This window comes from Cellulomonas rhizosphaerae, from assembly GCF_003470205.1.
Lineage (GTDB): Bacteria > Actinomycetota > Actinomycetes > Actinomycetales > Cellulomonadaceae > Cellulomonas > Cellulomonas rhizosphaerae.
In genome coordinates this window covers 1-23867 of sequence record NZ_QWKP01000203.1, presented here as the reverse complement: position 1 = coordinate 23867, position 23867 = coordinate 1, and the positions used below count along the sequence as shown (strand labels likewise).

The following is a 23867-nucleotide window of genomic DNA, read 5'->3' as shown; positions in this document are numbered from 1 at the left end:
GCGACACTGCACGGATGATCGAGCGCATCGTGCCTGCCGGCGAGACGGCGGGCCCCCCCACGTCCTCCGCCGCCGCCGGCACCCGCCTCGACCCCTGGCTCGGTGCGTACGCCCAGCGCACGCACGGCATGCGAGCCTCGGAGATCCGCGCCCTGTTCGCGGTCGCCAACCGGCCTGAGGTCGTCTCCCTCGCCGGCGGCATGCCCTACCTCGACGGCCTTCCCCTGGACGTGCTGTCCGACGTCGCCTCGCGCGTCGTCTCGCAGCGCGGCCTCCAGGCGCTGCAGTACGGCTCCGGCCAGGGCGACGTGACCCTGCGCGAGCAGATCCTCGACGTCATGCGGCTCGAGGGCATCGACGCCCACCCCGACGACGTGGTCGTCACGACCGGCTCCCAGCAGGCGTTGGACCTGGTCACGCGCATCTTCATCGATCCGGGCGACGTCGTCGTCGCGGAGGCGCCGTCCTACGTCGGAGCGCTCGGTGTGTTCCGGGCGTACCAGGCCGACGTCGTGCACGTGCCGATCGACGAGCACGGCCTGGTCCCCGCCGCGCTCGAGGAGACGCTCGCGTCCCTCGCCGCCACCGGCCGCCGGGTCAAGTTCCTGTACACGGTCCCCAACTTCCACAACCCGGCCGGGGTCTCGCTCTCCACCGAGCGGCGCCCCGCGGTGCTGGCCATCGCCCGGCGCTACGGGGTTCTCGTCCTCGAGGACAACCCGTACGGCCTGCTCGGGTTCGAGGGCGAGCCGCGCCCCGCGATCCGGTCGATGGACGACGAGGGCGTGCTCTACCTGGGCTCGTTCTCCAAGACGTTCGCGCCGGGCTACCGAGTCGGCTGGGTCGTCGCGCCCCACGCCGTGCGCGAGAAGCTCGTGCTCGCCTCGGAGTCCGCGATCCTGTGCCCGTCGTCGGCGTCGCAGATCGCCATCTCGACCTATCTGTCGACGTGCGACTGGCAGGGACAGATCAAGTCCTATCGCGAGCTCTACCGCGAGCGGCGAGACGCGACGATCTCCGCGCTCGCCGAGCACCTGCCCGAGGCGTCGTGGAACGTGCCCGACGGCGGCTTCTACGTCTGGGTCAAGCTGCCCGACGGCCTCGACTCCAAGGACATGCTCCCCCGCGCGGTCACGGCCCGGGTCGCCTACGTCCCCGGCACCGCGTTCTACTACGACGGCGGCGGCGCCTCCCACATGCGTCTCTCGTACTGCTTCCCCACACCCGAGCGCATCCGCGAGGGCGTCCGCCGGCTGGCCTCGGTCGTCGCCGGCGAGCGCGAGCTCGTCGAGCTGTTCGGCACCACGTCGTCCATCCCGGACAGCGTCGTCGACGCACCCGGCCCGGACGTCGCCTGATGGCCGCTGCCTCGCCGCGGGTCGTCATCCTGGCCGGCGGACTCTCGCACGAGCGCGACGTCTCGCTGCGATCCGGCCGTCGGGTCGCGGAAGCCCTGCGATCCGTCGGCGTCGACGTCTCGATCCACGACGTCGACGCCGACCTGGTGCCGGCCCTCACGGATCTGCGGCCCGACCTGGTCTGGCCCCTTCTGCACGGCACGTCCGGCGAGGACGGCTCCGTGCGCGACGTCGTCCAGCTCCTCGGCCTGCCCCTGCTCGGCACCGGTCCGCGCGAGAGCCGGGTCGCCTGGTCGAAGCCGATCGCCAAGACAGTCGTCGCGCGCGCCGGCCTGCGGACGCCCGACTTCGTGACTCTGCCGCAGTCACTCTTCCGCGAGCTCGGCGCGTCGCGAGTGCTCGGCGCTCTCGTCTCCCGCCTCGGCCTTCCCCTCGTGGTGAAGCCGTCCCGTGGCGGGTCGGCGCTCGGGGTCAACCTGGTGACGTCGGCCGACGAGCTTCCCCGAGCGATGGTCGACTGCTTCGCCTACAGCGACACCGCCCTCATCGAGCGCGCGGTCATCGGGACCGAGCTCGCCGTGTCCGTGATCGACACCGGCTCCGGTCCGGCCGCACTGCCCGCGGTCGAGATCGTCACCGACGGACCGTACGACTACGACGCCCGGTACAACCCGGGGCGGACCGAGTACTTCGCGCCTGCCCGACTGTCGTCCGATCTGGCCGCCGCCGTCGCGCGGGTCGCGGTCACCGCGCACGAGGCACTCGGTCTCACCCGGATCTCGCGGACCGACCTCATCGTGACGGCGTCCGGCGACATCGAGTTCCTCGAGGTCAACGTTGCCCCGGGCATGACCGAAACGTCGCTTTTGCCCCAGGCTGCCGAGGCTGCTGGTCACAACCTTGGGGACTTGTACCGATCCCTGGTGCGGGCTTCTCTCGCCATCTGACGCGACTCGTACACGACTGTTTCGGCGTCCGGTACATGGCGAAATGCCCGATCCGATCCGCCTCGGGTCAAGGCGAAGGCTCGACTACTCTCCGAACGCGGTGACCCACGGCCGACGTCTATCGAGCACCACTCGTCGGTCGAGACGACGGTCGCCGGCCGACGTCGCCGCCCACCCCTCGAAGCGCCTCGACGCGTTCGCTGACTCAGCCCTTGAGCAGGCCCGGGTCCTCTGGCGCGAGGCTGCCGAGGATGCGGTTGAGGTCCTGGACCGACGCGAACTCAACGGTGAGTCGCCCGCGCGACTTGCCGAGGCTCACCTTCACGCGCGTCTCGAACTTGTCCGACAGCCGCGACGCCAGGTCGTCGAGCGCCTCGTTGCGGATGCCGGCCCGAGGAGCCGGGCGACGCCGCGGGGCATCGTCCGCCCCCAGGGCGACGATCTCCTCGACCGCGCGGACCGAGAGGCCCTCGGCCACGATCCGCTGGGCGAGCCGCTCGATGGCCGCGCCGTCGTTGAGGCCGAGCAGCGCACGGGCGTGGCCCGCGCTCAGCACCCCGGCCGCAACACGTCGCTGCACCAGCGGCGGCAGCTTGAGCAGGCGCAGCGTGTTCGAGATCTGCGGGCGCGACCGGTGGATCCGGGTGGCCAGCTGCTCGTGCGTGCAGCCGAAGTCGTCGAGCAGCTGCTGGTACGCGGCAGCCTCCTCGAGCACGTTGAGCTGCGAGCGGTGGAGGTTCTCCAGCAGCGCGTCGCGCAGCAGGTCGCCGTCCTCGGTGTCGCGGATGATCGCCGGGATCGTGTCGAGGCCGGCCTCCTGGGTCGCGCGCCACCGCCGCTCCCCCATGATGAGCTCGTAGCCGTCGGCGACCTGGCGCACGACGACCGGCTGCAGGACGCCGATCTCCTGGATGGATCCGACCAGCTCCGCCAGCGCCTCCTCGTCGAAGACCGTGCGCGGCTGACGCGGGTTGGGACGGATCTCCGCGACGGGAAGCTCCGCGAACCGCGCACCGGGGACGGGCAGGAGGTCACTGTCGGACTGGCTGGGCGTCGTCACCGTGGTCGCCGTCGCGGCCTGTGCAGGAGTCGTCGCGTCAGCCTCGGCCACCTCGGTGGGCGCTGCCGGTGCCCCGTTACCCCGCGGCTCGCCGAAGAAGAGGTCGGCCGGGCGGTCCCCACCGGTCGGGCGCTGATCCCCCTCGGGCGCCGTCGGGATCAGCGCGCCGAGCCCACGGCCCAGCCCACGTCGCTTCTCGCTCATCGTTCCTCCTGGCCGTGGTGCGTGGCGTCCTGCGGAGCGGTCGCGGCGGCGGCGCCGCGGTCCGCGAGCTCACGGGCTGCCTCGAGGTACGCGAGCGCCCCCGAGGATCCCGCGTCGTACGTGATGACCGTCTGGCCGTAGCTCGGCGCCTCGGAGATGCGAACCGATCGCGGCACCGTGGTGCGCAGTGTCCGCTCCGGGAAGTGGGTACGCACCTCCTGCGCGACCTGCTGCGCGAGGTTGGTCCGAGCGTCGTACATCGTCAGCAGGATCGTCGAGACGTGCAGTCCCTGGTTGAGGTGTGCCTGGATCAGCTCGATCGTCTTGAGCAGCTGGCTGAGTCCCTCGAGTGCGTAGTACTCGCACTGGATCGGGATCAGCACCTCGCGTCCGACGACGAACGCGTTCACCGTGAGCAGCCCCAGGCTCGGCGGGCAGTCGACGAACACGTAGTCCAGGCGTGCGAGGCCGTTCGCGTCGCGCCACTCGAGGTAAGCGTCCAGCGCGACCCGCAGCCGTGTCTCGCGGGCCACCATCGAGACCAGCTCGATCTCAGCACCCGAGAGGTCGATGGTCGCCGGCAGGCACCACAGCGTCGGGATGTCCGGGCAGACCTGGACGGCCTCGTGCATGGGCTTGCTCTCGACGAGCACCTCGTAGATCGACGGCGTGCCGGAACGGTGCTCGATCCCCAGCGCCGTCGAGGCGTTGCCCTGCGGGTCGTTGTCCAGCACGAGGACGTTCAGGCCGGACTGCGCGAGCGCGGCCGCGAGGTTGACCGTGGTCGTCGTCTTGCCGACGCCGCCCTTCTGGTTCGCCACCGTGATGATGCGCGTGCTCGGTGGGCTGGGGAAGCGGCGGCCGCGGAGCTCGATCCGGCGCCGGGCGTCCTGCTTCAGCTCCGCCATCAACGGGGTGTCGTCGCTCACCGACGGCAGGCTCTCGACGAGTGCGGCGCGGCGGCGCTCGTCGGGGTCGGTCTCGTTCACTGGTGCGGTGGCTCCGTCGGGCTGAGTCGAGAAAGGCGGCACCGGGAGTGCCGCGCTCACTGTTTCACGTGAAACGTGCGCTGCGGAATTCGTCTCGGCCGCGACGGGCTGAAGGTCACCCACCTGCGCGTCGGGCGCAGCGGCGACCGGGGCGCCGGAGCGAGAAGCAGGGTCGGCGCTACCACCGCGAGTGGGATCAGCCTCGGGTGTCTTGTGCGCCGCGTCGACCGTTTCACGTGAAACAGCCGTCGCGTCGAGGACCGGACCGGCTCCGCGCTGCTGTGGCGCTGCGCCCGGCTGGGTGGCCGCAGACGGGTCGCGATCCGTCGAGTCGGCTACAACCGCATCGCCGCGGTCTACGGCCGGACGGCCCGGCCCCGATGAGGCAAGGCCTGTTTCACGTGAAACAGGCAACCCGCTCGCGTCAGCCTCGCGTGACGAAGCCGCCACCCCTCCCCTCGGCTGTGCGTCGGGGTGATAGATCGAGGTCGGCTGTGCGTCGGGGCGATAGATCGACGCCTGCACCGGCGTTGCCGCGACACCGGAAGCCACCTCACGCTCGACGGAGTGCACCGCGTCGAATCGCGAATCAGGGGGCCCGGAAGCCACCGCTCCGTCGCCCACCTCGGGGCGGGGCACGGCGCCGGGCTCCTGGGGCGCTCGGGACGCCTGCGCGGCCCCGGGAGCCAGCTCGTCGCCGATCTCGTTCGCGCCCAGGGGCCCCTGCGTCACGTCGGTCCCCTGAGCGTCTCCCTGAACCTGTGCGTCCGGAATCTCTCGCTCACCAACGGGTCCCTGAGTGACGTCGGTACCCAGCGTGCCAGCAGGCACCGGCGACTCGTTGAATTCCTGCGCACCCGGGAGCGCGCCGGTTGCTAGAAGCTCGTCCCGGCCACCTACCACCCGGGTGGCTGGGGCTCCCGGTGTGGCTTGTCCCGCGTGTGTAACCTCGGGCGAGTCCACCCGGACCGACGCAGGCGCGCTCTGATCGCCCTGGGGCGTCGTGATCTGATCGGACGCTCCGCGCTTCTTCCTACCGAACACGCCGGACGTCCTCTCGGACCACGCGCACCACACGAGTGATCTCGACGCCGTCGAGCGTCGCGGCACGCAGGACCTCGGCAGGGCCGGCACCGAGCCGTGCGCCGACCTCACGAGCGGCGTCGACCTCGTCCTGAGCTCTCTCGCCCTTCAACGCGAACAGTGTGCCGCCGCGCCCCAGGAGCGGCAGCGCCCACCGGTACAGCTTGTCGAGGGAAGCCACGGCGCGCGACGTCACCGCCTCGGCGGTCAAGTCGCCCTGCACGTCCTGCGCACGACCGCGACGCACCACGATGTTTGCGAGCTCGAGGCGCTCCGCCACCTCGCTCAACCACTCGGTCCGACGCTCCATGGGTTCGAGAAGCACCACCTCGACCTCCGGCAGCATGGCGGCGACGACCACACCGGGAAGCCCGGCCCCGCTGCCGAGATCGATGACCCGCCCCGATGTCGGCAGGTACTGCGTCACGGCGGCCGAGTTCAGGAGATGCCGCTCCCAGAGTCGGCCCACCTCGCGCGGGCCGATGAGCCCGCGGAGAACGCCGTCGCTGACGAGCATGTCCCGGAAGCCACTGACAGCCGGCCATGCCTGCCCGAAGTACGCGGGCAGTCGCGGATCACCATCGAGGGGATCGACTTCGACCGGCTCGACGTTGCCGTTCTCTGCCACGAGCACACACTCCCTGTTTCACGTGAAACGACGCGTCGGGGCTTCCCCAGGTCTGAGGTGACCGGTCCCGGCCCGCGCGAACGCCCTACCGTATCGCGCGGAGCCGACGCCACCCCGGCGATCCACAACCCGTCCTGGGAGCAATCGATCTCGTCCTAGTAGCCCGGGCGTCCGACGTAAGAAAGAGGGACGCCTGCCAGGCAGATCGAGACCCACACCCCTGGCAGGGTGGTGACGCTATCCGCCCGGGAGCCCAGGCCTCACCGATGACGCCGCAGTCACCGCCTCGACCGTTGCACCTCGCCGAGCTGGCCGCCTGCCTACCGAACGGCTGCTGCCCGACGCTCCTCGAGAATGTGTGCGCACGGCCCAGCGCAGCAAGACGCTCGTGCCCGCATCGCTCGCGAGTGAGCCCCCATCGGACGTCGTCCCGTGTCCGCGGCAGGAGTGATGTGCCTATTGGGCCAGGCGACTCAGGCGAGTTCGATGGACAACCTGCGACGTACGGGTGGCGGCCGCCTCCGTGTTTCACGTGAAACGGCTCTCCTCCACAGACAGGCCACCCCGCAGAACCGCTGCCCAGGACCGAACCAGGTGAACGGACGTGTCCCGACGTCTAGCACCGACCCAGCGCACGAGCCGCACCCAACGCCGAGCAGCAGACCCAAGCGCCGGGGAGTCAATTCGGTCCCACCGAGAGCGAACCGAGCACGCAGGGACGAACCACCGGCGGCGCCCATGACAAGGACTCCGCCACCCAGTGCGGGGCCTCCATGTTTCACGTGAAACGGAGCGCGCCCCAGCGGTGCCTGATCGAGGGAAGCCACCGCGTGCAGCTCGTGGCCCGCCGGCCCGCCGCCCACTGTCGTGCTACCCACGCCCCCTCCAACGGTCCTCAAGTCGTACGGACCGCCAGTCACCCTCCTCGCCGTTTCACGTGAAACGTCGATCAAGTCGGGCCCAGAGCGAGACCCGTGTCCTAAGCAAGGAAGCGGGCAAACAAAAGCGGGGCGGCGAGCCGTAGCTCACCGCCCCGCTTCGATCCGAGGTCAGGACGGGCGAATGACCACGTGCCGGTTGGGCTCGACGCCGTCGGAGTCGCTGGTCAGACCAGCGGCAGCAACGGTGTCGTGCACGACCTTGCGCTCGAACGGGTTCATCGCCGCCAGTGCGACCGAGACGCCGGACTCGCGCACGCGGCCGATCGCCTCCTCTGCCACGGTCACGAGCTCCGCCCGGCGACCGGCGCGGTAGCCGGCAACATCGAGCATCAGGCGGCTGCGCTCGCCCGTCTTGGTCTGCACGGCCAGGCGCGTGAGCTCCTGGAGTGCGTCGACGACCTCGCCGTCGCGACCGGCGAGCCGGCGCAGCGAGGTGTCCTTCGGGTCCTCCGACAGGATCTCGAGCGCGGCGCGGCCGTGGTCGATGTCGATGTCGATGTCACCGTCGAGGTCCGCGATGTCGAGGAGCTCCTCGAGGTAGTCCGCCGCGATCTCACCCTCTTCTTCGAGGCGCGAGGTCGTCGGCTCTGCAGGTGCGTCGGGCAGGGATGACGTCATGGTGGTCTCCGATCAACGAGCGCTGAGCGCTCTACTTCTTCGGCTTCGGCTTGGGCTTGGGTGTGGACTTCCCCGTGCTGTTCTTTGGCGCCGGCGGCGTGCTGTCCGCGGGCGGGTCGGGAACGACGGCAGGTGTGGTGGGCTCGGCGAGCGGTGCCGGCTTGGCGCGGTCCTTGCGCTTGGGCTGGACGCGCTGGCCGCGCGGCTTCTCGTCGATGACGGCCACGGGTGCGGCCTCCTCGAGGGCACCCCCGCCGCGGTGTGCGGCCTTACGTGCCTTGCGCTCCAGAGCTGCCTGCTCGGCGGCCGAGCCGGGAGCCGGCATCCGCCGGATCGTGTAGAACTGCTGGCCCATCGACCACAGGTTCGTCGTGGTCCAGTAGATGAGGACACCGATCGGGAAGTTGACGCCCGAGAACGCGAAGATTAGCGGCAGGACATACAGCAGCACCTTCTGCTGCTGCGCCATGGGGCCCTCGAGCGCGGAGGGGGGCATGTTCTTCATGGTCAGCTGGCGCTGCGTGAGGAACGTCGTCGCCGACATCGTGAGGATCAGCAGCGCACTGACGATCTGCACGTGCACGTTGCCGTCCGCGCGCATGAACGAGTCCGACAGCTTCGCGCCCCAGATGGTGGCGTTCTCCGCGGAGCTCGCGAGCTGCTGCGTCATCGGGCCGATATGGTCCTGATCGCCGCGGTACACACCATCAGCGATGGCCGGCAGCGAGTTCAGCACCCGGAACAGGGCGAAGAAGATCGGCGACTGGAGCAGGATCGGCAGGCACGACGCGAACGGGTTCGTCCCGTGCTTGCGGTAGAGCGCCATCGTCTCGCGGCTCATCGCCTCACGGGACGCGGGGTCGGTCTTCCCCTTGTACTTCTTCTGGATCGCCTTCATCTCCGGCGCGAGCAGCTGCATGCCGCGCGACGCCTTGATCTGCTTGAAGAAGAGCGGGATCAGCAGGATCCGGATGACGATCACGAGGCCGACGATGGAAAGCGTCCAGGCCAGGCCGCCGTCGGGGTCGAGGCCGACCCCGGTCCAGACCTTGTGCCACATGACCATGATCCAGGCGACGACGACCATGATCGGGTGAAGCAGGCTATCGAACCAGCCCATGAGCAAAGCTCCTCAGTCGGGTGTCAGTGCGTGGGCTGAGCCACAGAAGCAGAGTGGTGCGCGTGGTGTCCTGCACGCGCAGGTGGAACGTCGTCGATCCCCCCGAGGTTCCAGGGGTGGCACCGCAGCAGGCGGCGGGCCGCGAGCCAGGTGCCGTACGCAGCGCCGTGACGCCGGACGGCGATCACCGCGTACTGCGAGCACGACGGGTAGAACCGGCAGGTCGGCGGCCGCATCGGGGAGATGAACCGCTGGTAGCCGCGCAGCAGGAGCAGCAGCGCCATGGCCGGTAGGCGCAAGACGAACCGGAGCGCGCCCACTAGCTCGCGCTCCGTGCCAGGCGGCGCTGGGCCGTGGCCAGGGCCCCGTCCAGGTCCTGCTCCAGCGACGAGTACGACGCGGTCGCCGATGCGGGCAGTGCGCGGACGACCAGCGACGCCGACGACGGCACCCCGGACAGCCGGACGTGCACCAGCGCGCGCAGCCGGCGCTTGACCAGGTTCCGCGTCACGGCGTTGCCGACGCCCTTGGACACGACGAAACCGACCACCGGGCCAGGCCCGGGGTCGGTCCGTTGCGTCAGGTGCACCACCACCGTGTCGCGTCCGCCGCGCGCACCGCGGCGCACCGCCTGCTCAAAATCGGCAGGACGGCGCATCCGGTGCGCAGCAGGCAGCACCGACGCTGGTGTCAGGCCGAGAGCTCCGCGCGGCCCTTACGGCGACGCGCGGCGAGGATCGCGCGACCAGCGCGGGTGCGCATACGCAGACGGAAGCCGTGCGTCTTGGCGCGGCGCCGGTTGTTCGGCTGGAACGTGCGCTTGCTCACGAGGTATCTCCTACTGCTCCATCGGGATGCCGCGCGTGTGCGCGCGACCAGGTCTGACTGCCGAGTTCGACCACTCCACGAGCACGTACGAGTACATGTTGGCGTCTGGGCGCGCCGGAAGGAGCCATCGGAAGGCTTCACCACGGTACGCCGCCGTCCACAGGCGGTCAAATGCCGAGCCGCCGGACAGTACGGGACCTCGGTCACATCGGGCGGGAACGACACGCCCGATCGAGGCCGACCTCACCCGCTCGGACCCTCCCGCGGACCGGGGGCCCGCACTAGCATCGTGCCACGCCGCTCGCCGCCCACAGCTGTGGATCGTCGCGCGCCGAAGCGTGTCGAGCAGTGCACGCAGACCAGCCCCGGCACGCATTCTCGTCGGCCACGCAGCCCTTCTCCGCTCCGCTCACAGGTGTGGACAACTGTGTGGACAACCTGAGGCGTGCGAGACTCGTCGCTCCACGCGATCAAGACAACCCGAGGTAGGACGTGCCGCAGGACGAAGAGCTGACCCGGGTCTGGGGACACGTCGTGACGACCCTCGAGGCCAGCCCCGACATCACGCCGCGACAGCTGGCGTTCGTCCGACTGGCCAAGCCGCTCGGTCTGCTCGACGGCACTCTGCTCCTCGCGGTCGGCAACGACCTGACCAAGGACTACCTCGAGTCCCGCGTGCGTCCCGAGGTCACCGACGCGCTCAGCACCGCGCTCGGCCGCGACGCCCGGTTCGCGATCACGGTCGACCCCGACCTGGCCGACGACGCCCCGCCGACGCTCCGTACCGTCCAGCCCGCGCAACCCGAGGTCGACGTCGAGGAGACGCGCGAACCCCCAAAGCCGCCGGCCGTGAGCGACCGCGCCAGCACGGGCGGCGGACGTCGTCAGCAGGCAGAGCCCGCGAGGCTCAACCCGAAGTACCTGTTCGAGACCTTCGTCATCGGCTCGTCCAACCGGTTCGCCCACGCCGCCGCTGTCGCCGTGGCCGAGGCGCCGGCCAAGGCCTACAACCCGCTCTTCATCTACGGCGACTCGGGCCTGGGCAAGACGCACCTCCTGCACGCGATCGGGCACTACGCCCAGAACCTCTACCCGAGCGTGCGCGTGCGGTACGTGAACTCGGAGGAGTTCACCAACGACTTCATCAACTCGATCTCCGAGGGCAAGGCCGGTGCCTTCCAGCGCCGCTACCGCGAGGTCGACGTGCTCCTCATCGACGACATCCAGTTCCTGCAGGGCAAGGAACAGACGATGGAGGAGTTCTTCCACACCTTCAACACGCTCCACAACGCGAACAAGCAGGTCGTGATCACCTCCGACCTGCCGCCCAAGCAGCTGAACGGCTTCGAGGACCGGATGCGGTCCCGCTTCGAGTGGGGCCTCATAACCGACGTCCAGCCGCCGGACCTCGAGACCCGCATCGCGATCCTGCGCAAGAAGGCGGCCAGCGAGCGGCTCGAGGCGCCGCCGGACGTCCTGGAGTACATCGCCTCCAAGATCTCGACGAACATCCGCGAGCTCGAGGGCGCCCTCATCCGGGTCACCGCGTTCGCGAACCTCAACCGGCAGCAGGTCGACCTGTCGCTGGCGGAGATCGTCCTCAAGGACCTCATCACCGATGACGAGACCGCCGAGATCACCGCGACGCAGATCATCGGTCAGACGGCGGCGTACTTCGGCCTCTCGATCGACGACCTGTGCGGCTCCAGCCGGTCCCGCGTGCTCGTGACCGCGCGCCAGATCGCGATGTACCTGTGCCGTGAGCTCACCGACCTCTCCCTCCCCAAGATCGGGCAGGCGTTCGGCGGCCGCGACCACACCACGGTCATGCACGCGAACCGCAAGATCCGCGAGCTCATGGCCGAGCGCCGGTCGATCTACAACCAGGTGACCGAGCTCACGAACCGCATCAAGCAGCAGAGCCGGGGCTGACTTTCCCCACGTTTATCCACACCCCTGCAGTGCAACCTGGGGATGCTGTGAAACTTGTCACCCATTCGGCCGCGCCACTCCCCGAGCAGCGCGCTGACCTGCGCATCTACACGAGATGTGACAAATCGCCCACGGATGTGCCTCGCGGGGACCCCGCGATGTCCACGTTCACATCCCGCCTGGCGAACATTCATCCCCAACCTGAAAGAACCATGGGACGAATGTTCACACCTGTGCACAGGCCTGTGGATGACGGTGGATGACGTCCGATTCGGTGTGGACACGACACGTCATGCCGGTGGACGGTCGACGACGCCCGGACAGCCATCCACGCTCGTCCACCGGACGTCCGAATCGAGACACACGCCGTGTCCACACGCGAAACGTTTCGTGACCTGCACGGGAAGCGCTCGTCCACAGTTTCCACACCACCGATGACGACGACGACACTTCTCTCCTGTCCTTGATCCACACACCGCCGCTAGGCCGGCGAGCGAACGAAAAAGGACGAGCCCCGACGACCGGAGGACATTCGTCCCTCCGGCTGTACCGGCTGTCGGAGCACTCGCGTAGTGTTCGCTTGACGTCGCCTGGCCACATCCGTGTGATTCTCACTCCACGTCCCTCGGGACGAGTGCAGGGCGACGTCACAAGGACAACGGGTCGGTGCCGACGAGCGGCTCCGGCCAGCTGCACGACACATGTGCATGACGAGAGGTGAGTCGATGAGGTTCCGGGTCGAACGTGACGTTCTTGCAGACGCCGTCACGTGGACGGCTCGCAGCCTGCCGACACGTCCGCCGGTTCCTGTGCTCGCCGGCGTGCGCATCGAGGCGGACGCGACCGGCTCCATCCAGCTCTCGAGCTTCGACTACGAGGTCTCGGCGCGCTCGCAGATCCCCGCGGACGTCAGCGAGTCCGGCACGGTGCTCGTCTCCGGCCGCCTGCTCGCCGAGATCTCCCGTGCGCTGCCCGCGAAGCCGGTCGACGTGGTGCTCGAGGGCACCAAGGTCGTCGTGACGTGTGGTGCGAGCCGATTCACCTTGCTGACGATGCCCGTCGAGGACTACCCGAACCTGCCCGCGATGCCTCCGGTGAGCGGCACGGTCGACGGTGAGGAGCTCACGCACGCCGTCGCGCAGGTGTCGGTCGCCGCGAGCCGGGACGACACGCTCCCCCTGCTGACCGGCGTCCGCGTCGAGATCGAGGGCGAGAAGGTCACGCTGCTGGCGACCGACCGCTACCGCCTCGCGCTGCGCGAGCTCACGTGGAAGCCCACGAGCCCGGACATCTCGACGGTCGCCCTCGTGCGCGCTCGCACGCTGTCGGACGCCGCGAAGTCGCTCGGTGGTGCCGGTGAGGTGACGGTCGCTCTCTCCACGGGCGGCGGCGTCGACCTCATCGGCTTCGAGGCGGCCGGCCGGCACACCACGAGCCTGCTCGTCGACGGGGACTACCCGGCCGTGCGCCGGCTCTTCCCGGACGAGACCCCCATCCACGCCGTCGTCGGGACGCAGCAGCTGGCCGACGCGGCCAAGCGTGTGGCGCTCGTCGCCGAGCGGAACACCCCGATCCGCCTGTCGTTCACCGAGGGCCAGGTCGTGCTCGACGCGGGCCAGGGCGACGACGCCCAGGCCTCGGAAGCGCTCGAGTCCACCCTCGTCGGCGACGAGATCTCGGTCGCGTTCAACCCGCAGTTCCTGCTCGACGGGCTCGGCGCGCTCGACACCCCGTTCGTGCGCCTGTCGTTCACGCACCCGAACAAGCCCGTGGAGTTCACGGGCCAGGGGTCGCTCGAGGGCGACGACGAGAAGAACTACCGGTACCTGCTGGTGCCGATCCGCTTCGCGAGCTGATCGTTCCGCGACGCGGGTGCACACGCGCCCGCTCAGGAGCACAGTGGGTCCTGCAGATGCGCCGCACCGGCGCACACGGAACGGAAGAGGCAACGGGATGCACATCGGTCTGGTCGGTCTGGGCAAGATGGGCGCCAACATGCGCGAGCGCATCCGTGCGGCCGGCATCGAGGTCACCGGGTACGACCGGAACCAGGACGTGAGCGACTCCGCGAGCCTCGCCGACCTGGTGAGCAAGCTCCCGGAGGGCGAGCGCGTCGTGTGGGTCATGGTCCCCTCGGGTGACATCACCGACGGCGTGATCCACGAGCTCGCCGACCTGCTGTCCCCGGGCGACGTCGTCATCGACGGCGGAAACTCGTACTACCAGGACGACCAGCCGCACGCGGACCTGCTGACCGCGAAGGGCATCGGCTTCCTGGATGCCGGAGTCTCGGGCGGTGTGTGGGGTCTGAAGAACGGCTACGGCCTCATGGTTGGCGGCGAGGCGGACCTGGTCGAGAAGGTCCTTCCCGTGTTCGACGCCCTGCGCCCCGAGGGTCCGCGCGAGAACGGCTTCGTGCACGCCGGTGCCGTCGGCGCCGGCCACTTCGCCAAGATGGTGCACAACGGCATCGAGTACGGCCTCATGCAGGCCTACGCCGAGGGCTACGAGCTCCTCGCCGCGAAGGACCTGGTCACCGACGTGCACGGCACGATGCGCGCGTGGACCAACGGCACCGTCGTGCGGTCCTGGCTCCTCGAGCTGCTCGTCGCCGCGCTCGAGCAGGACCCGGGCCTGGGCGCTATCGACGACTGGGTCGAGGACTCGGGCGAGGGTCGCTGGACCGTCGACGAGGCGATCGACCTGGCCGTGCCGGCCCCGGTCATCTCCGCGGCGCTGTTCGCGCGCTTCGCGAGCCGCCAGGGCGAGTCGCCGGCGATGAAGGCCGTCGCGGCCCTGCGCCAGCAGTTCGGCGGCCACGCGGTGAAGCCCGCCGGGACCACCGGTCCCGTCTCGAGCACGACGCCCGCGGCGGGGGCCGCCGTGCCGCCGTCCGCCTGACCGCTCGATGTACGTCGCGCACCTCAACCTCACCGACTTCCGCTCCTACGCGCAGGTCGACCTCGCGCTCGATCCCGGCATCACCGCGCTGGTCGGCCCCAACGGCCAGGGCAAGACGAACCTCGTCGAGGCCATCGGGTACGCCGCGACGCTCGGCAGCCACCGGGTGCCGAGCGACGCGGCGATGGTGCGCGCCGGTACGAGCCGTGCGGTGGTCCGGGCGCGGGTGATCCGCGAGCTCGACGCCGGGAACCCGCGCGCGACCCTCGTCGAGATCGAGGTCACGCCGGGCAAGGCGAACCGCGCGCGGGTCAACGGCGGGAACCCTGTTCGTGCGCGGGACGTGCTCGGCATCCTGCGCACCGTGCTGTTCGCCCCGGAGGACCTCGCCCTCGTCAAGGGCGATCCCGACGGGCGCCGCCGGTTCCTCGACGACCTGCTCGTGCAGCTCACTCCCCGCATCGCGTCGGTCACCCAGGACTACGACCGGGTGCTGCGGCAGCGGTCCGCACTGCTGAAGTCTGCGGGGGCCGCCCGGCGCGGAGGCGGTTCCGACCTGCGGACGCTGGACGTGTGGGACGCCAAGCTCGCGCAGGTGGGCGCCCGGCTGGTTGTCGAGCGTCGGCGGCTCGTCGAGACCCTCGCCCCGCACGTCGCGCGGGCGTACGAGCAGGTCAGCTCGGGACAGGGTGCCGCGGTCGTGACCTACAAGGCGTCGTTGGACGCCGCGCTCGAGATCGAGGGGTCCACGGGCGACTCGGTGGAGCTCGTCGAGGCGCAGCTGCTCGAGGCCATGGGCCGGCTGCGTGGCAAGGAGCTGGACCGCGGCGTGTGCCTCGTCGGACCGCACCGAGACGACCTGGTCCTGACCCTGGGTGGCCTCCCCGCCAAGGGGTACGCGAGCCACGGCGAGTCGTGGTCGTTCGCACTCGCCCTGCGCCTCGCGAGCTACACCGTGCTGTCGGACGGGGGCGACGCCGCGGACTGGGGGCCGGACGGTGAACCCGTCCTGATCCTCGACGACGTGTTCGCCGAGCTCGACGTCCGCCGCCGCGAGCGGTTGGCCGAGCTCGTCGCACCCGCGCGCCAGGTTTTGATCACCGCAGCGGTCGCGGGCGACGTCCCCGAGCCGTTGAGCGGAGCGCGGGTGGACGTGATGGGCGGCGAGGTGGCCCGTGTCCTTTGAGGGACTGCCGCCCGAGCGCCCCGCCGAGGGCGCCCCGCTGCGCACCATCGTCGAGCTCGTCCCCGAACGACAGGTCGCGGCTGCGGCGCTGAGCCGGGCGAGGGCCGCGGCGGCCAAGCGCGGGATCCGGCCAGGCGACCCGGTGCGCGCGCGCCGGCCGCTCGAGACGCAGATGAGCGGCTCGGCCGCGGGCGGCCGCGACCCCCTGACGTTGTCGACCACGCTCGGTGCCGTCGTCGGCCAGTTCGGGTGGGCCGCCGGGGTCACTGGCGGGACGATGCAGGCGCGCTGGGGGCAGATCCTGGGCGAGCAGGTCGCCGAGCACGCGACGTACGTGTCGTTCGAGCGCGGCATCCTCACGATGCGTGCCTCGTCGACCGCCTGGGCCACGAACCTGACCTGGAGCGTGCCGGCCATGCTGCGCAACTTCGCCGAGGAGCTGGGTGAGGGCGCGGTCGCCGAGATCGTCGTGCTGGGACCCGGTGGGCCGGGCTTCGGCAGGGGTCCGAAGCGGGTCAAGGGCCGCGGTGAGCGGGACACGTTCGGATGATGTGAACGGACCGTCCACAAGTGCCCCTAACAGGGGGGTCTAGCACGTTCCGCCAGGTAGACTGACAAGGTCATTCCTGGCGCCCTGGTGCCCGGAAGTCCAGCGTCATGGAGTGATCCGCCATCCCACCGGTTCGGCGGCGCGCTCGAACGGCGTGCGATCTCTTTGAGGAGTACCACCGCCCGTGGCAGAGCAGAGCAGCCCGAAGCCTGACATCAACGGCGGTTACGACGCCAGCGCCATCACCGTTCTCGAGGGTCTCGAAGCGGTCCGCAAGCGTCCGGGCATGTACATCGGCTCGACCGGCGAGCGCGGCCTGCACCACCTCGTCTACGAGGTCGTCGACAACTCCGTCGACGAGGCCCTGGCCGGCTACTGCGACCACATCGAGGTCACGCTCCTCGACGACGGAGGCGTGCGCGTCGTCGACAACGGCCGCGGCATCCCCGTCGCTATCCACCCCACCGAGGGCAAGCCGACCGTCGAGGTCGTCATGACGATCCTGCACGCGGGTGGCAAGTTCGGCGGTGCGGGCTACGCGGTCTCGGGCGGCCTGCACGGCGTCGGCATCTCGGTCGTCAACGCCCTCTCGAAGCGCGTCGAGACCATCGTCAAGCGCGACGGGTCCGTCTGGGAGATGGACTTCGAGGACGGCGGAAAGCCCGTCGGAGGGCTCCAGCAGCGCGAGGAGACCGAGGAGACCGGCACCCAGCAGACGTTCTGGGCCGACGACACGATCTTCGAGACCGTCGAGTACGACTTCGAGACGCTGCGCGCCCGCTTCCAGCAGATGGCGTTCCTCAACAAGGGCCTGCAGATCACGCTCACCGACGAGCGTCCCGAGCACGTGGGCACCGAGGACGAGGTCGCGGGTGACGAGGAGAAGTCGACCGCGCGCGTCGTCACCTACAAGTACGACGACGGCCTGCTCGACTACGTCAAGCACCTCAACTCGGCCAAGAAGGTCGAGCTCGTGCACCCCGACGTCATCGCGTTCGAGTCGGAGGACACCACGCAGCGGATCTCGGTCGAGATCGCCCTGCAGTGGACCAACGCGTACTCGGAGTCGGTGCACACCTACGCCAACACGATCTCCACGACCGAGGGCGGCACGCACGAGGAGGGCTTCCGTGCGGCCATGACGTCCCTGATCAACCGCTACGCGCGGGACAAGGGGATCCTCAAGGAGAAGGACGAGAACCTCACGGGCGACGACATCCGCGAGGGACTGACCGCGGTCATCTCGGTCAAGCTGGGCGAGCCGCAGTTCGAGGGCCAGACCAAGACCAAGCTCGGCAACACGGTAGCCAAGACGTTCGTGCAGAAGGTGGTCAACGACCAGCTCGGCGACTGGCTGGACTCGCACCCGAACGAGTCGCGCGACGTCATCCGCAAGTCGATCCAGGCTGCCGCGGCACGCATGGCTGCCCGCAAGGCGCGCGAGGCCACGCGGCGCAAGGGCCTGCTCGAGTCGGGCGGCATGCCGGGCAAGCTCAAGGACTGCCAGTCGAACAACCCCGCCGAGTGCGAGGTGTTCATCGTCGAGGGTGACTCGGCCGGTGGTTCGGCCGTGCGCGGCCGCAACCCGCGGACGCAGGCGATCCTGCCGATCCGAGGCAAGATCCTCAACGTCGAGCGCGCCCGCCTCGACAAGGCACTGGGCAACCAGGAGGTCCAGGCGCTGATCACCGCGTTCGGCACCGGCATCGGCGAGGACTTCGACATCACGAAGCTCCGCTATCACAAGATCGTCCTGATGGCGGACGCCGACGTCGACGGCCAGCACATCACGACGCTGCTGCTCACGCTGCTGTTCCGCTACATGCCGGACCTCATCACGCACGGCCACGTGTACCTCGCGCAGCCCCCGCTGTACCGCATCAAGTGGAGCAACGCGCACGACGACTACGTCTACTCCGACCGGGAGCGCGACGCCTACCTCAAGGACGGGGTGGCCGCCGGCAAGCGCCTGCCCAAGGAGAACGGCATCCAGCGCTACAAGGGTCTGGGCGAGATGGACTACCAGGAGCTGTGGGAGACCACGATGTCGCCCGAGCACCGCACCCTCCTGCAGATCACGCTCGACGAGGCCGCCGCGGCCGACGAGATCTTCTCGGTGCTCATGGGCGAGGACGTCGAGTCCCGCCGCTCGTTCATCCAGCGGAACGCGAAGGACGTGCGCTTCCTCGACATCTGAGGAAGCCGACGACCTGAGTCCGCAGCGAACTAAGGAACCTAGTGACTGAGACGACTGGCCCCGACGGCATCGAGCACGGCCGCATCGACCAGGTGGACCTGCAGCTCGAGATGCAGCGGTCCTACCTCGACTACGCGATGTCCGTCATCGTCGGACGCGCCCTGCCCGACGTGCGCGACGGCCTCAAGCCCGTGCACAAGCGCGTGCTCTACGCCATGTATGACGGTGGCTACCGGCCCGACCGGCAGTTCTCCAAGTGCAGCCGCGTCGTCGGCGACGTCATGGGCAAGTTCCACCCGCACGGTGACACGGCCATCTACGACGCGCTCGTCCGCCTGGTCCAGGACTGGTCGATGCGCTACCCGCTGGTGTCCGGCCAGGGCAACTTCGGCTCCCCGGGCGACGACCCCGCCGCCGCGCCCCGGTACACCGAGTGCAAGATGGCGCCGCTGGCCATGGAGATGGTCCGGGACATCGACGAGGAGACCGTCGACTTCCAGGACAACTACGACGGCCGCACGCAGGAGCCGGTCGTCCTGCCCTCGCGCTTCCCGAACCTGCTGGTCAACGGCTCGTCCGGCATCGCCGTCGGCATGGCGACCAACATCCCGCCGCACAACCTGCGCGAGGTCGCGGCCGGCGTGCAGTGGCACCTGGCCCACCCCGAGGCGTCGAGCGAGGAGCTGCTCACCGAGCTCCTGACCAGGATCACCGGCCCTGACTTCCCGACGGGCGCGACCATCCTGGGCCACCGCGGAATCGAGGACGCGTACCGCACGGGCCGCGGGTCGATCACGATGCGCGCGATCGTCGAGGTCGAGGAGATCCAGGGCCGGATCTGCCTGGTCGTGACCGAGCTGCCTTACCAGGTCAACCCGGACACGCTGGCCAAGAAGATCGCCGACCTGGTGCGCGAGAACCGCGTCACCGGCATCGCCGACATCCGCGACGAGACCTCGGGCCGCACCGGCCAGCGCCTGGTCATCGTGCTCAAGCGCGACGCCGTGGCCAAGGTCGTGCTGAACAACCTCTACAAGCACACGCAGCTGCAGGACACGTTCGGCGCCAACATGCTCGCGCTCGTCGACGGTGTGCCGCGCACGCTGTCGATCGACGCTTTCGTCCGGCACTGGACCGCGCACCAGCTCGAGGTCATCCAGCGCCGCACGCGATTCCGCCTGCGCAAGGCCGAGGAAGCGATCCACATCTTCCGCGGCTACCTCAAGGCGCTCGACGCGCTCGACGAGGTCATCGCGCTCATCCGTCGCTCCCCCGACGTCGACGAGGCTCGTGCGGGCCTGATCGCGATGCTCGACATCGACGACGTCCAGGCCAACGCGATCCTCGCGCTGCAGCTGCGCCGCCTCGCGGCCCTGGAGCGGGACAAGATCCTGCGCGACCACGCCGAGCTCGAGGAGAAGATCACCGAGCTCAACGCGATCCTCGCCTCCGAGCAGCGGCAGCGGGACATCGTCTCGACCGAGCTCGAGGAGATCGTCGACAAGTACGGCGACGACCGCCGCACCACGATCCTGCCCTTCGACGGCGAGGTCTCGATCGAGGACCTCATCGCCGAGGAGGAGATGGTCGTCACGATCACGCGCGGCGGCTACGCCAAGCGCACGCGGTCGGACAACTACCGGGCCCAGCGCCGCGGCGGCAAGGGAGTGAGGGGCGCGCAGCTGCGCGAGGACGACCTCGTCGACCACTTCTTCGTCACCACGACGCACCACTGGCTGCTGTTCTTCACGAACCTGGGCCGCGTCTACCGCGCCAAGGCGTACGAGCTGCCCGAGGGTGGCCGCGACGCCAAGGGGCAGCACGTCGCGAACCTGCTCGCGTTCCAGCCGGGCGAGAAAATCGCCCAGGTCCTCGACATCCGCGACTACGAGCAGGCCGAGCACCTCGTGCTGGCGACCAAGCGCGGCCTGGTCAAGAAGACCCGCCTCGCGGAGTACGACTCCAACCGGTCCGGCGGAGTCATCGCGATCAACCTGCGCGAGGACGACGAGGGCCGCGCCGACGAGCTCGTCTCGGCGCGACTCGTCGACTCCGACCAGGACCTCGTGCTCGTCTCCCGCAAGGGCCAGTCGGTGCGGTTCACCGCGTCCGACGAGGCACTGCGGCCGATGGGACGCGCCACCTCGGGCGTCACGGGCATGCGGTTCCGCGGCGACGACGAGCTGCTGGCCGCAGACGTCGTGCGCGAGGGCTCGTTCCTGTTCACCGTCACGCAGGGCGGCATCGCGAAGCGCACCGAGCTGTCGATCGACAACTACGCGGTCAAGGGCCGCGGCATCCTCGGCGTCCGGGTGGCCAACCTGCCTGAGGCGAACGGCGACCTCGTGGGCGCCCTCGTCGTGGACGTCGACGACGAGGTCCTGGTGATCATGGAGCGTGGCAAGATCGTGCGCTCGGCGGTCTCCGAGGTCAACGCGACGGGTCGCACGACGCAGGGTGTCATCTTCGCCAAGCCGGACAACGGTGACCGGATCATCGCCGTGGCGCGCAACACTGAGCGACACCTGTCCGACGATGCAGGTACCGTGGTCGACACTGCCGGGACAGATCCGGCACCTGAGACCACCGACGCCGAGCCGTCTGCGGAGGATGCATGACCGACTCCACGCCACCGTCGATCCCCCCTCGCCAGCGACCCACCCCGCCGACCACCTCCGGGCGGTCGACGACGTCGTCGCGCGCGAACCCGACGAGCGCGTGGACCGTCACCCCCGTCGAGGCTGGTGCCCCGACCACCTCGGGACGGTCGACCACCTCGTCGGCTGCACCGAGCGCGAGCTCGGCGACTGACGAGACGACGCGGACGGTCACCAAGGCGTCGTCGAACGGCTCGAGCACGTCCGAGCGGGCCAAGCCGCCCGTGAGGTCGTCGTCGAAGCCGCCCGTCGTGTCGAAGCCGGTCGAGTCCGAGGCCAAGCCGGCCGACCCCAAGCCGGCCGACCCCAAGCCCGCCGAACGCAAGCCGGCCGAGGCGAAGGTCGCCGAGCCGAAGCCTCGCGCCGACGAGGCCCTGCTGGACGCCGACGAGGACCAGCCCTCCCCCCTGATGGTGGCGGTCGACTCGACCACCTCCTGGCTCAAGAAGGTCGCGGCGTCCACCTCCGCCGCGATCACCACGGCCGCCCGGCCCCGTCCCGAGGACACGCCCATGACCAGCATCCCGGTCGCGACCCCGCCTGCCACGGCGGGCGCCCCTCGCCCGGTCGCCGGCGCGAACCCCGCGGGAGCAGCCGCCCGCCCGAGCACGGGCCGCATCCCCACCGTCCAGTCGAGCTCGGGTCCGCGGCGCGTGCGCCTGGCGATCTCGCGGCTCGACCCGTGGTCGGTGATGAAGCTGTCGTTCCTGCTCTCGGTCGCGATCGGCATCATGCTCGTCGTCGGCGTGGCCGTCGGCTGGTTCACGCTCAACGAGCTGCACGTGTTCACCAAGGTCGACGACCTCGTCACGCAGGTGACGGGCCAGGAGGCCGGCGGACCCGACATCTTGCAGTACGTCGAGTTCCAGAAGGTCATCTCCGCGGCCACGCTGCTCGCGGTGATCGACGTCTTCCTGCTGACGGCGCTGTCGACGATCGGTGCGTTCCTGTACAACATCGTGGCGGCGCTCGTCGGCGGCGTGCACGTCACCATGACCGACGAGTGACGAGCGTCTCCTGACCTGGTTCACCGCCAGTTTGGGCGCTGCCGGGCGGCTGGGGTAGTCTCGACCGGCGCGCAGCGCACTCGGGCCTATAGCTCAGACGGTTAGAGCGCTTCCCTGATAAGGAAGAGGTCACAGGTTCAAGTCCTGTTAGGCCCACTCCCGACTCCCGTGGGGGACACGTTGAAGAAGATCCTGCTCCTGGCAGCCGTGGCTGCCGCCGGATACGTCGTGTACACCAAGTTCATCCAGGACCGCGACGAGCGGGACCTGTGGGCAGAGGTCACCGACACCTTCGAGTGATCCACCCGGGCCGCGTGCCCGCGGGAGCAGCTCGGGGCCATGGCGCAATTGGTAGCGCACCTGCTTTGCAAGCAGGGGGTTAGGGGTTCGAGTCCCCTTGGCTCCACCATCGAGACCCTCGACCAGACCGGTCGGGGGTCTTCTTGTCGTCCGGCCCCGGCAGTCCACGGCGATGTCCACGGATGTGGACGGAGCCACCGGGGCGAGCTGTGGCATTCGCGGGCTGTGGACAGCCTCGTGGGAGGATCCGACCGTGCCCGAGCCGACCACCTATCCCGAGGTCGGCGCCACGGGCCCGGCCGCGACGCACTGGGTCCCGCCCGCGGGCTACCGGGCCTACGCGCGCACGTTCGTGCTGGGGCACGGCGAGGAGCACTGGGCGTGGGCCTCAGCCGAGGTCCTCGTGTGGGGCATCAAGACGCGCAGCGGCTTCCGCGTCGAGCCGGGTGGTCGCGTCGTCGAGGGCGCGGACCAGCGGCTGCGCGCGATCGTCGGGCCCGTCGTCGTGACCGAGCCGGTGCGCGTCGTGGCGGTCGTCGAGAGCGCCGACCGGTGCGGGTTCGCGTACGGCACGCTGCCGGGGCAACCCGTCAGCGGCGAGGAGGCGTTCGTCGTCCACCGCGATCCCGACGGGACCGCCCTCCTGACGCTGAGGTCCCTGACCCGGGCCGGTCGCGGGCGCTGGCGCGTGGTGTTCCCCGCCCTGCTCGTCGCGCAGCGGTGGTACCGGCGGCGCTACGCGCGCGCCCTGCGCGCAGACGGCTGAGCCCGGGTCGCCACACCCTGACAGGGAGTGCGGCGACCCGGGGCCAGGTCCGGTGGGGGTCAGCTGACGACGCAGGCGACCCCGTTGAGCGTGATGCTCGTCGGGCGGGTGTTCGTGCCCGTGTGCGACGCGTTGAACCCGACGTCGGTGCTCGCGCCCGGCGTGAGGGTGCCGTTCCAGCCGAGGTCGGCGCCCGTGAGCACCGCGCCCGTCTGGGACCACGTGGCGCTCCAGCCCTGCTGCAGCACCTGGCCGGCCGGGAACGTGATCGCGACCTTCCACCCGTTGATCACCGAGCTGCCGGTGTTGGTGATCTTGACGGTGCCGGTGAAGCCGACGTTCCAGTCGTTGGTGGAGTACTTTACCGCGCAGCCGCCCGTGGGCGTGGCCGGGAGCGTGGTGAAGGTGATCGCCGCGCTGGAGGCCGAGACGTTGCCGGCGGCGTCCTTGGCGCGGACGACGTAGGTGTACGCGGTGCCGGCGGTGAGGCCGGTGAGCGTGGTGGTCGCGGCGGTGGGTGAGGCGACGAGGGTCGTCGTCGTCCCGTTGACGCGCAGGACGTCGTAGCCGGCCAGGCCGCTGCCACCGGTGTCGG

General features: G+C 69.9%; 21 protein-coding genes and 2 tRNA genes. 14 read left to right on the top strand and 9 right to left on the bottom strand.

Annotated features, from left to right (window positions below; genetic code table 11):
• The first annotated feature begins 14 nt into the window (after positions 1-14).
• Together D1825_RS11640 and D1825_RS11635 are read left to right on the top strand one after the other, a co-directional pair.
• Positions 15-1358 carry an aminotransferase-like domain-containing protein gene (locus D1825_RS11640; protein ID WP_118767589.1) on the top strand — a complete coding sequence of 448 codons (1344 nt, stop codon included), beginning with the start codon at positions 15-17 and terminating at the stop codon, positions 1356-1358.
• On the top strand, positions 1358-2305 hold the full coding sequence (locus tag D1825_RS11635; RefSeq protein ID WP_118767588.1) for a D-alanine--D-alanine ligase family protein: 948 nt from the start codon (positions 1358-1360) through the stop codon (positions 2303-2305). Before D1825_RS11640 ends, D1825_RS11635 begins: the two co-directional genes overlap by 1 nt.
• Positions 2306-2510: 205 nt before the next feature.
• Here D1825_RS11635 and D1825_RS11630 read toward each other — a convergent pair whose 3' ends face one another.
• The 8 genes from D1825_RS11630 to rpmH form a co-directional block, all read right to left on the bottom strand.
• Positions 2511-3569: a ParB/RepB/Spo0J family partition protein gene (locus D1825_RS11630; RefSeq protein ID WP_118767587.1), complete on the bottom strand. Its 1059-nt coding sequence runs from the start codon at positions 3567-3569 to the stop codon at positions 2511-2513.
• The gene (locus D1825_RS11625; RefSeq protein WP_233549855.1) at positions 3566-4558 is read right to left on the bottom strand and encodes a ParA family protein; all 993 of its coding nucleotides are present in this window, start codon (positions 4556-4558) and stop codon (positions 3566-3568) included. The genes D1825_RS11630 and D1825_RS11625 overlap by 4 nt, the downstream gene beginning before the upstream one ends.
• 1033 nt (positions 4559-5591) lie before the next feature.
• Positions 5592-6269 (bottom strand): 16S rRNA (guanine(527)-N(7))-methyltransferase RsmG, encoded by a 678-nt coding sequence (gene rsmG, locus D1825_RS11620; protein WP_118767600.1) that lies wholly within the window; start codon positions 6267-6269, stop codon positions 5592-5594.
• 1049 nt (positions 6270-7318) lie between these two features.
• Positions 7319-7828, bottom strand: a complete 510-nt coding sequence (locus tag D1825_RS11615; RefSeq protein ID WP_118767585.1) for a Jag family protein — start codon at positions 7826-7828, stop codon at positions 7319-7321.
• Between the two features lie 31 nt (positions 7829-7859).
• A complete protein-coding gene (yidC, locus tag D1825_RS11610; protein WP_118767584.1) occupies positions 7860-8948 on the bottom strand; it encodes a membrane protein insertase YidC in 1089 nt (362 codons plus the stop codon).
• A gap of 23 nt (positions 8949-8971) precedes the next feature.
• Positions 8972-9232: a membrane protein insertion efficiency factor YidD gene (yidD, locus tag D1825_RS11605; protein WP_118767599.1), complete on the bottom strand. Its 261-nt coding sequence runs from the start codon at positions 9230-9232 to the stop codon at positions 8972-8974.
• Positions 9233-9267: 35 nt separating this feature from the next.
• Positions 9268-9606 (bottom strand): ribonuclease P protein component, encoded by a 339-nt coding sequence (gene rnpA / locus D1825_RS11600; protein ID WP_407643329.1) that lies wholly within the window; start codon positions 9604-9606, stop codon positions 9268-9270.
• A gap of 32 nt (positions 9607-9638) precedes the next feature.
• On the bottom strand, positions 9639-9776 hold the full coding sequence (rpmH, locus tag D1825_RS11595; RefSeq protein WP_010849920.1) for a 50S ribosomal protein L34: 138 nt from the start codon (positions 9774-9776) through the stop codon (positions 9639-9641).
• Positions 9777-10268: 492 nt separating this feature from the next.
• Here rpmH and dnaA point away from each other — a divergent pair, with 492 nt between their 5' ends.
• From dnaA to D1825_RS11540, 12 genes are all read left to right on the top strand, one after another.
• Positions 10269-11708 (top strand): chromosomal replication initiator protein DnaA, encoded by a 1440-nt coding sequence (gene dnaA / locus D1825_RS11590; RefSeq protein ID WP_118767582.1) that lies wholly within the window; start codon positions 10269-10271, stop codon positions 11706-11708.
• A gap of 725 nt (positions 11709-12433) precedes the next feature.
• A complete protein-coding gene (dnaN, locus tag D1825_RS11585; RefSeq protein WP_118767581.1) occupies positions 12434-13564 on the top strand; it encodes a DNA polymerase III subunit beta in 1131 nt (376 codons plus the stop codon).
• A gap of 97 nt (positions 13565-13661) precedes the next feature.
• Positions 13662-14609 carry a phosphogluconate dehydrogenase (NAD(+)-dependent, decarboxylating) gene (gene gnd / locus D1825_RS11580; protein WP_118767580.1) on the top strand — a complete coding sequence of 316 codons (948 nt, stop codon included), beginning with the start codon at positions 13662-13664 and terminating at the stop codon, positions 14607-14609.
• Positions 14610-14616: 7 nt separating this feature from the next.
• A complete protein-coding gene (gene recF, locus D1825_RS11575; protein ID WP_118767579.1) occupies positions 14617-15795 on the top strand; it encodes a DNA replication/repair protein RecF in 1179 nt (392 codons plus the stop codon).
• On the top strand, positions 15785-16345 hold the full coding sequence (locus D1825_RS11570) for a DUF721 domain-containing protein (RefSeq protein ID WP_233549854.1): 561 nt from the start codon (positions 15785-15787) through the stop codon (positions 16343-16345). The genes recF and D1825_RS11570 overlap by 11 nt, the downstream gene beginning before the upstream one ends.
• A gap of 184 nt (positions 16346-16529) precedes the next feature.
• The gene (gene gyrB, locus D1825_RS11565) at positions 16530-18542 is read left to right on the top strand and encodes a DNA topoisomerase (ATP-hydrolyzing) subunit B (RefSeq protein WP_118767578.1); all 2013 of its coding nucleotides are present in this window, start codon (positions 16530-16532) and stop codon (positions 18540-18542) included.
• Positions 18543-18583: 41 nt separating this feature from the next.
• Complete coding sequence (gene gyrA / locus D1825_RS11560; RefSeq protein WP_118767577.1) at positions 18584-21160, top strand: DNA gyrase subunit A; 2577 nt, start codon at positions 18584-18586, stop codon at positions 21158-21160.
• Entirely contained in the window at positions 21157-22206 is a 1050-nt protein-coding gene (locus tag D1825_RS11555; protein WP_118767576.1) for a DUF3566 domain-containing protein, read from the top strand. The genes gyrA and D1825_RS11555 overlap by 4 nt, the downstream gene beginning before the upstream one ends.
• 82 nt (positions 22207-22288) lie before the next feature.
• Positions 22289-22362 (top strand) — tRNA-Ile (locus tag D1825_RS11550).
• A gap of 12 nt (positions 22363-22374) precedes the next feature.
• Positions 22375-22506: a DLW-39 family protein gene (locus D1825_RS18635; RefSeq protein WP_370450066.1), complete on the top strand. Its 132-nt coding sequence runs from the start codon at positions 22375-22377 to the stop codon at positions 22504-22506.
• 33 nt (positions 22507-22539) lie between these two features.
• Positions 22540-22615: transfer RNA gene (locus tag D1825_RS11545), tRNA-Ala, on the top strand.
• 144 nt (positions 22616-22759) lie between these two features.
• The gene (locus D1825_RS11540) at positions 22760-23272 is read left to right on the top strand and encodes a DUF1990 family protein (RefSeq protein ID WP_233549853.1); all 513 of its coding nucleotides are present in this window, start codon (positions 22760-22762) and stop codon (positions 23270-23272) included.
• Positions 23273-23331: 59 nt separating this feature from the next.
• On the opposite strand, the gene D1825_RS11535 is transcribed toward D1825_RS11540, so the two are convergent.
• Positions 23332-23867, bottom strand: a 536-nt coding sequence (locus D1825_RS11535) for a cellulose binding domain-containing protein (protein ID WP_199721573.1), incomplete at its 5' end; no start/stop codon positions are given.

Coding starts and splice junctions, on each gene's coding strand:
- D1825_RS11615 (WP_118767585.1), bottom strand. CDS start 7,828: ATGACGTCATCCCTGCCCGACGCACCTGCAGAGCCGACGACCTCGCGC.
- rnpA (WP_407643329.1), bottom strand. CDS start 9,606: ATGCGCCGTCCTGCCGATTTTGAGCAGGCGGTGCGCCGCGGTGCGCGC.
- D1825_RS11555 (WP_118767576.1), top strand. CDS start 21,157: ATGACCGACTCCACGCCACCGTCGATCCCCCCTCGCCAGCGACCCACC.
- yidD (WP_118767599.1), bottom strand. CDS start 9,232: ATGGCGCTGCTGCTCCTGCTGCGCGGCTACCAGCGGTTCATCTCCCCG.
- recF (WP_118767579.1), top strand. CDS start 14,617: ATGTACGTCGCGCACCTCAACCTCACCGACTTCCGCTCCTACGCGCAG.
- dnaN (WP_118767581.1), top strand. CDS start 12,434: ATGAGGTTCCGGGTCGAACGTGACGTTCTTGCAGACGCCGTCACGTGG.
- yidC (WP_118767584.1), bottom strand. CDS start 8,948: ATGGGCTGGTTCGATAGCCTGCTTCACCCGATCATGGTCGTCGTCGCC.
- gnd (WP_118767580.1), top strand. CDS start 13,662: ATGCACATCGGTCTGGTCGGTCTGGGCAAGATGGGCGCCAACATGCGC.
- D1825_RS11635 (WP_118767588.1), top strand. CDS start 1,358: ATGGCCGCTGCCTCGCCGCGGGTCGTCATCCTGGCCGGCGGACTCTCG.
- D1825_RS11640 (WP_118767589.1), top strand. CDS start 15: ATGATCGAGCGCATCGTGCCTGCCGGCGAGACGGCGGGCCCCCCCACG.
- D1825_RS11630 (WP_118767587.1), bottom strand. CDS start 3,569: ATGAGCGAGAAGCGACGTGGGCTGGGCCGTGGGCTCGGCGCGCTGATC.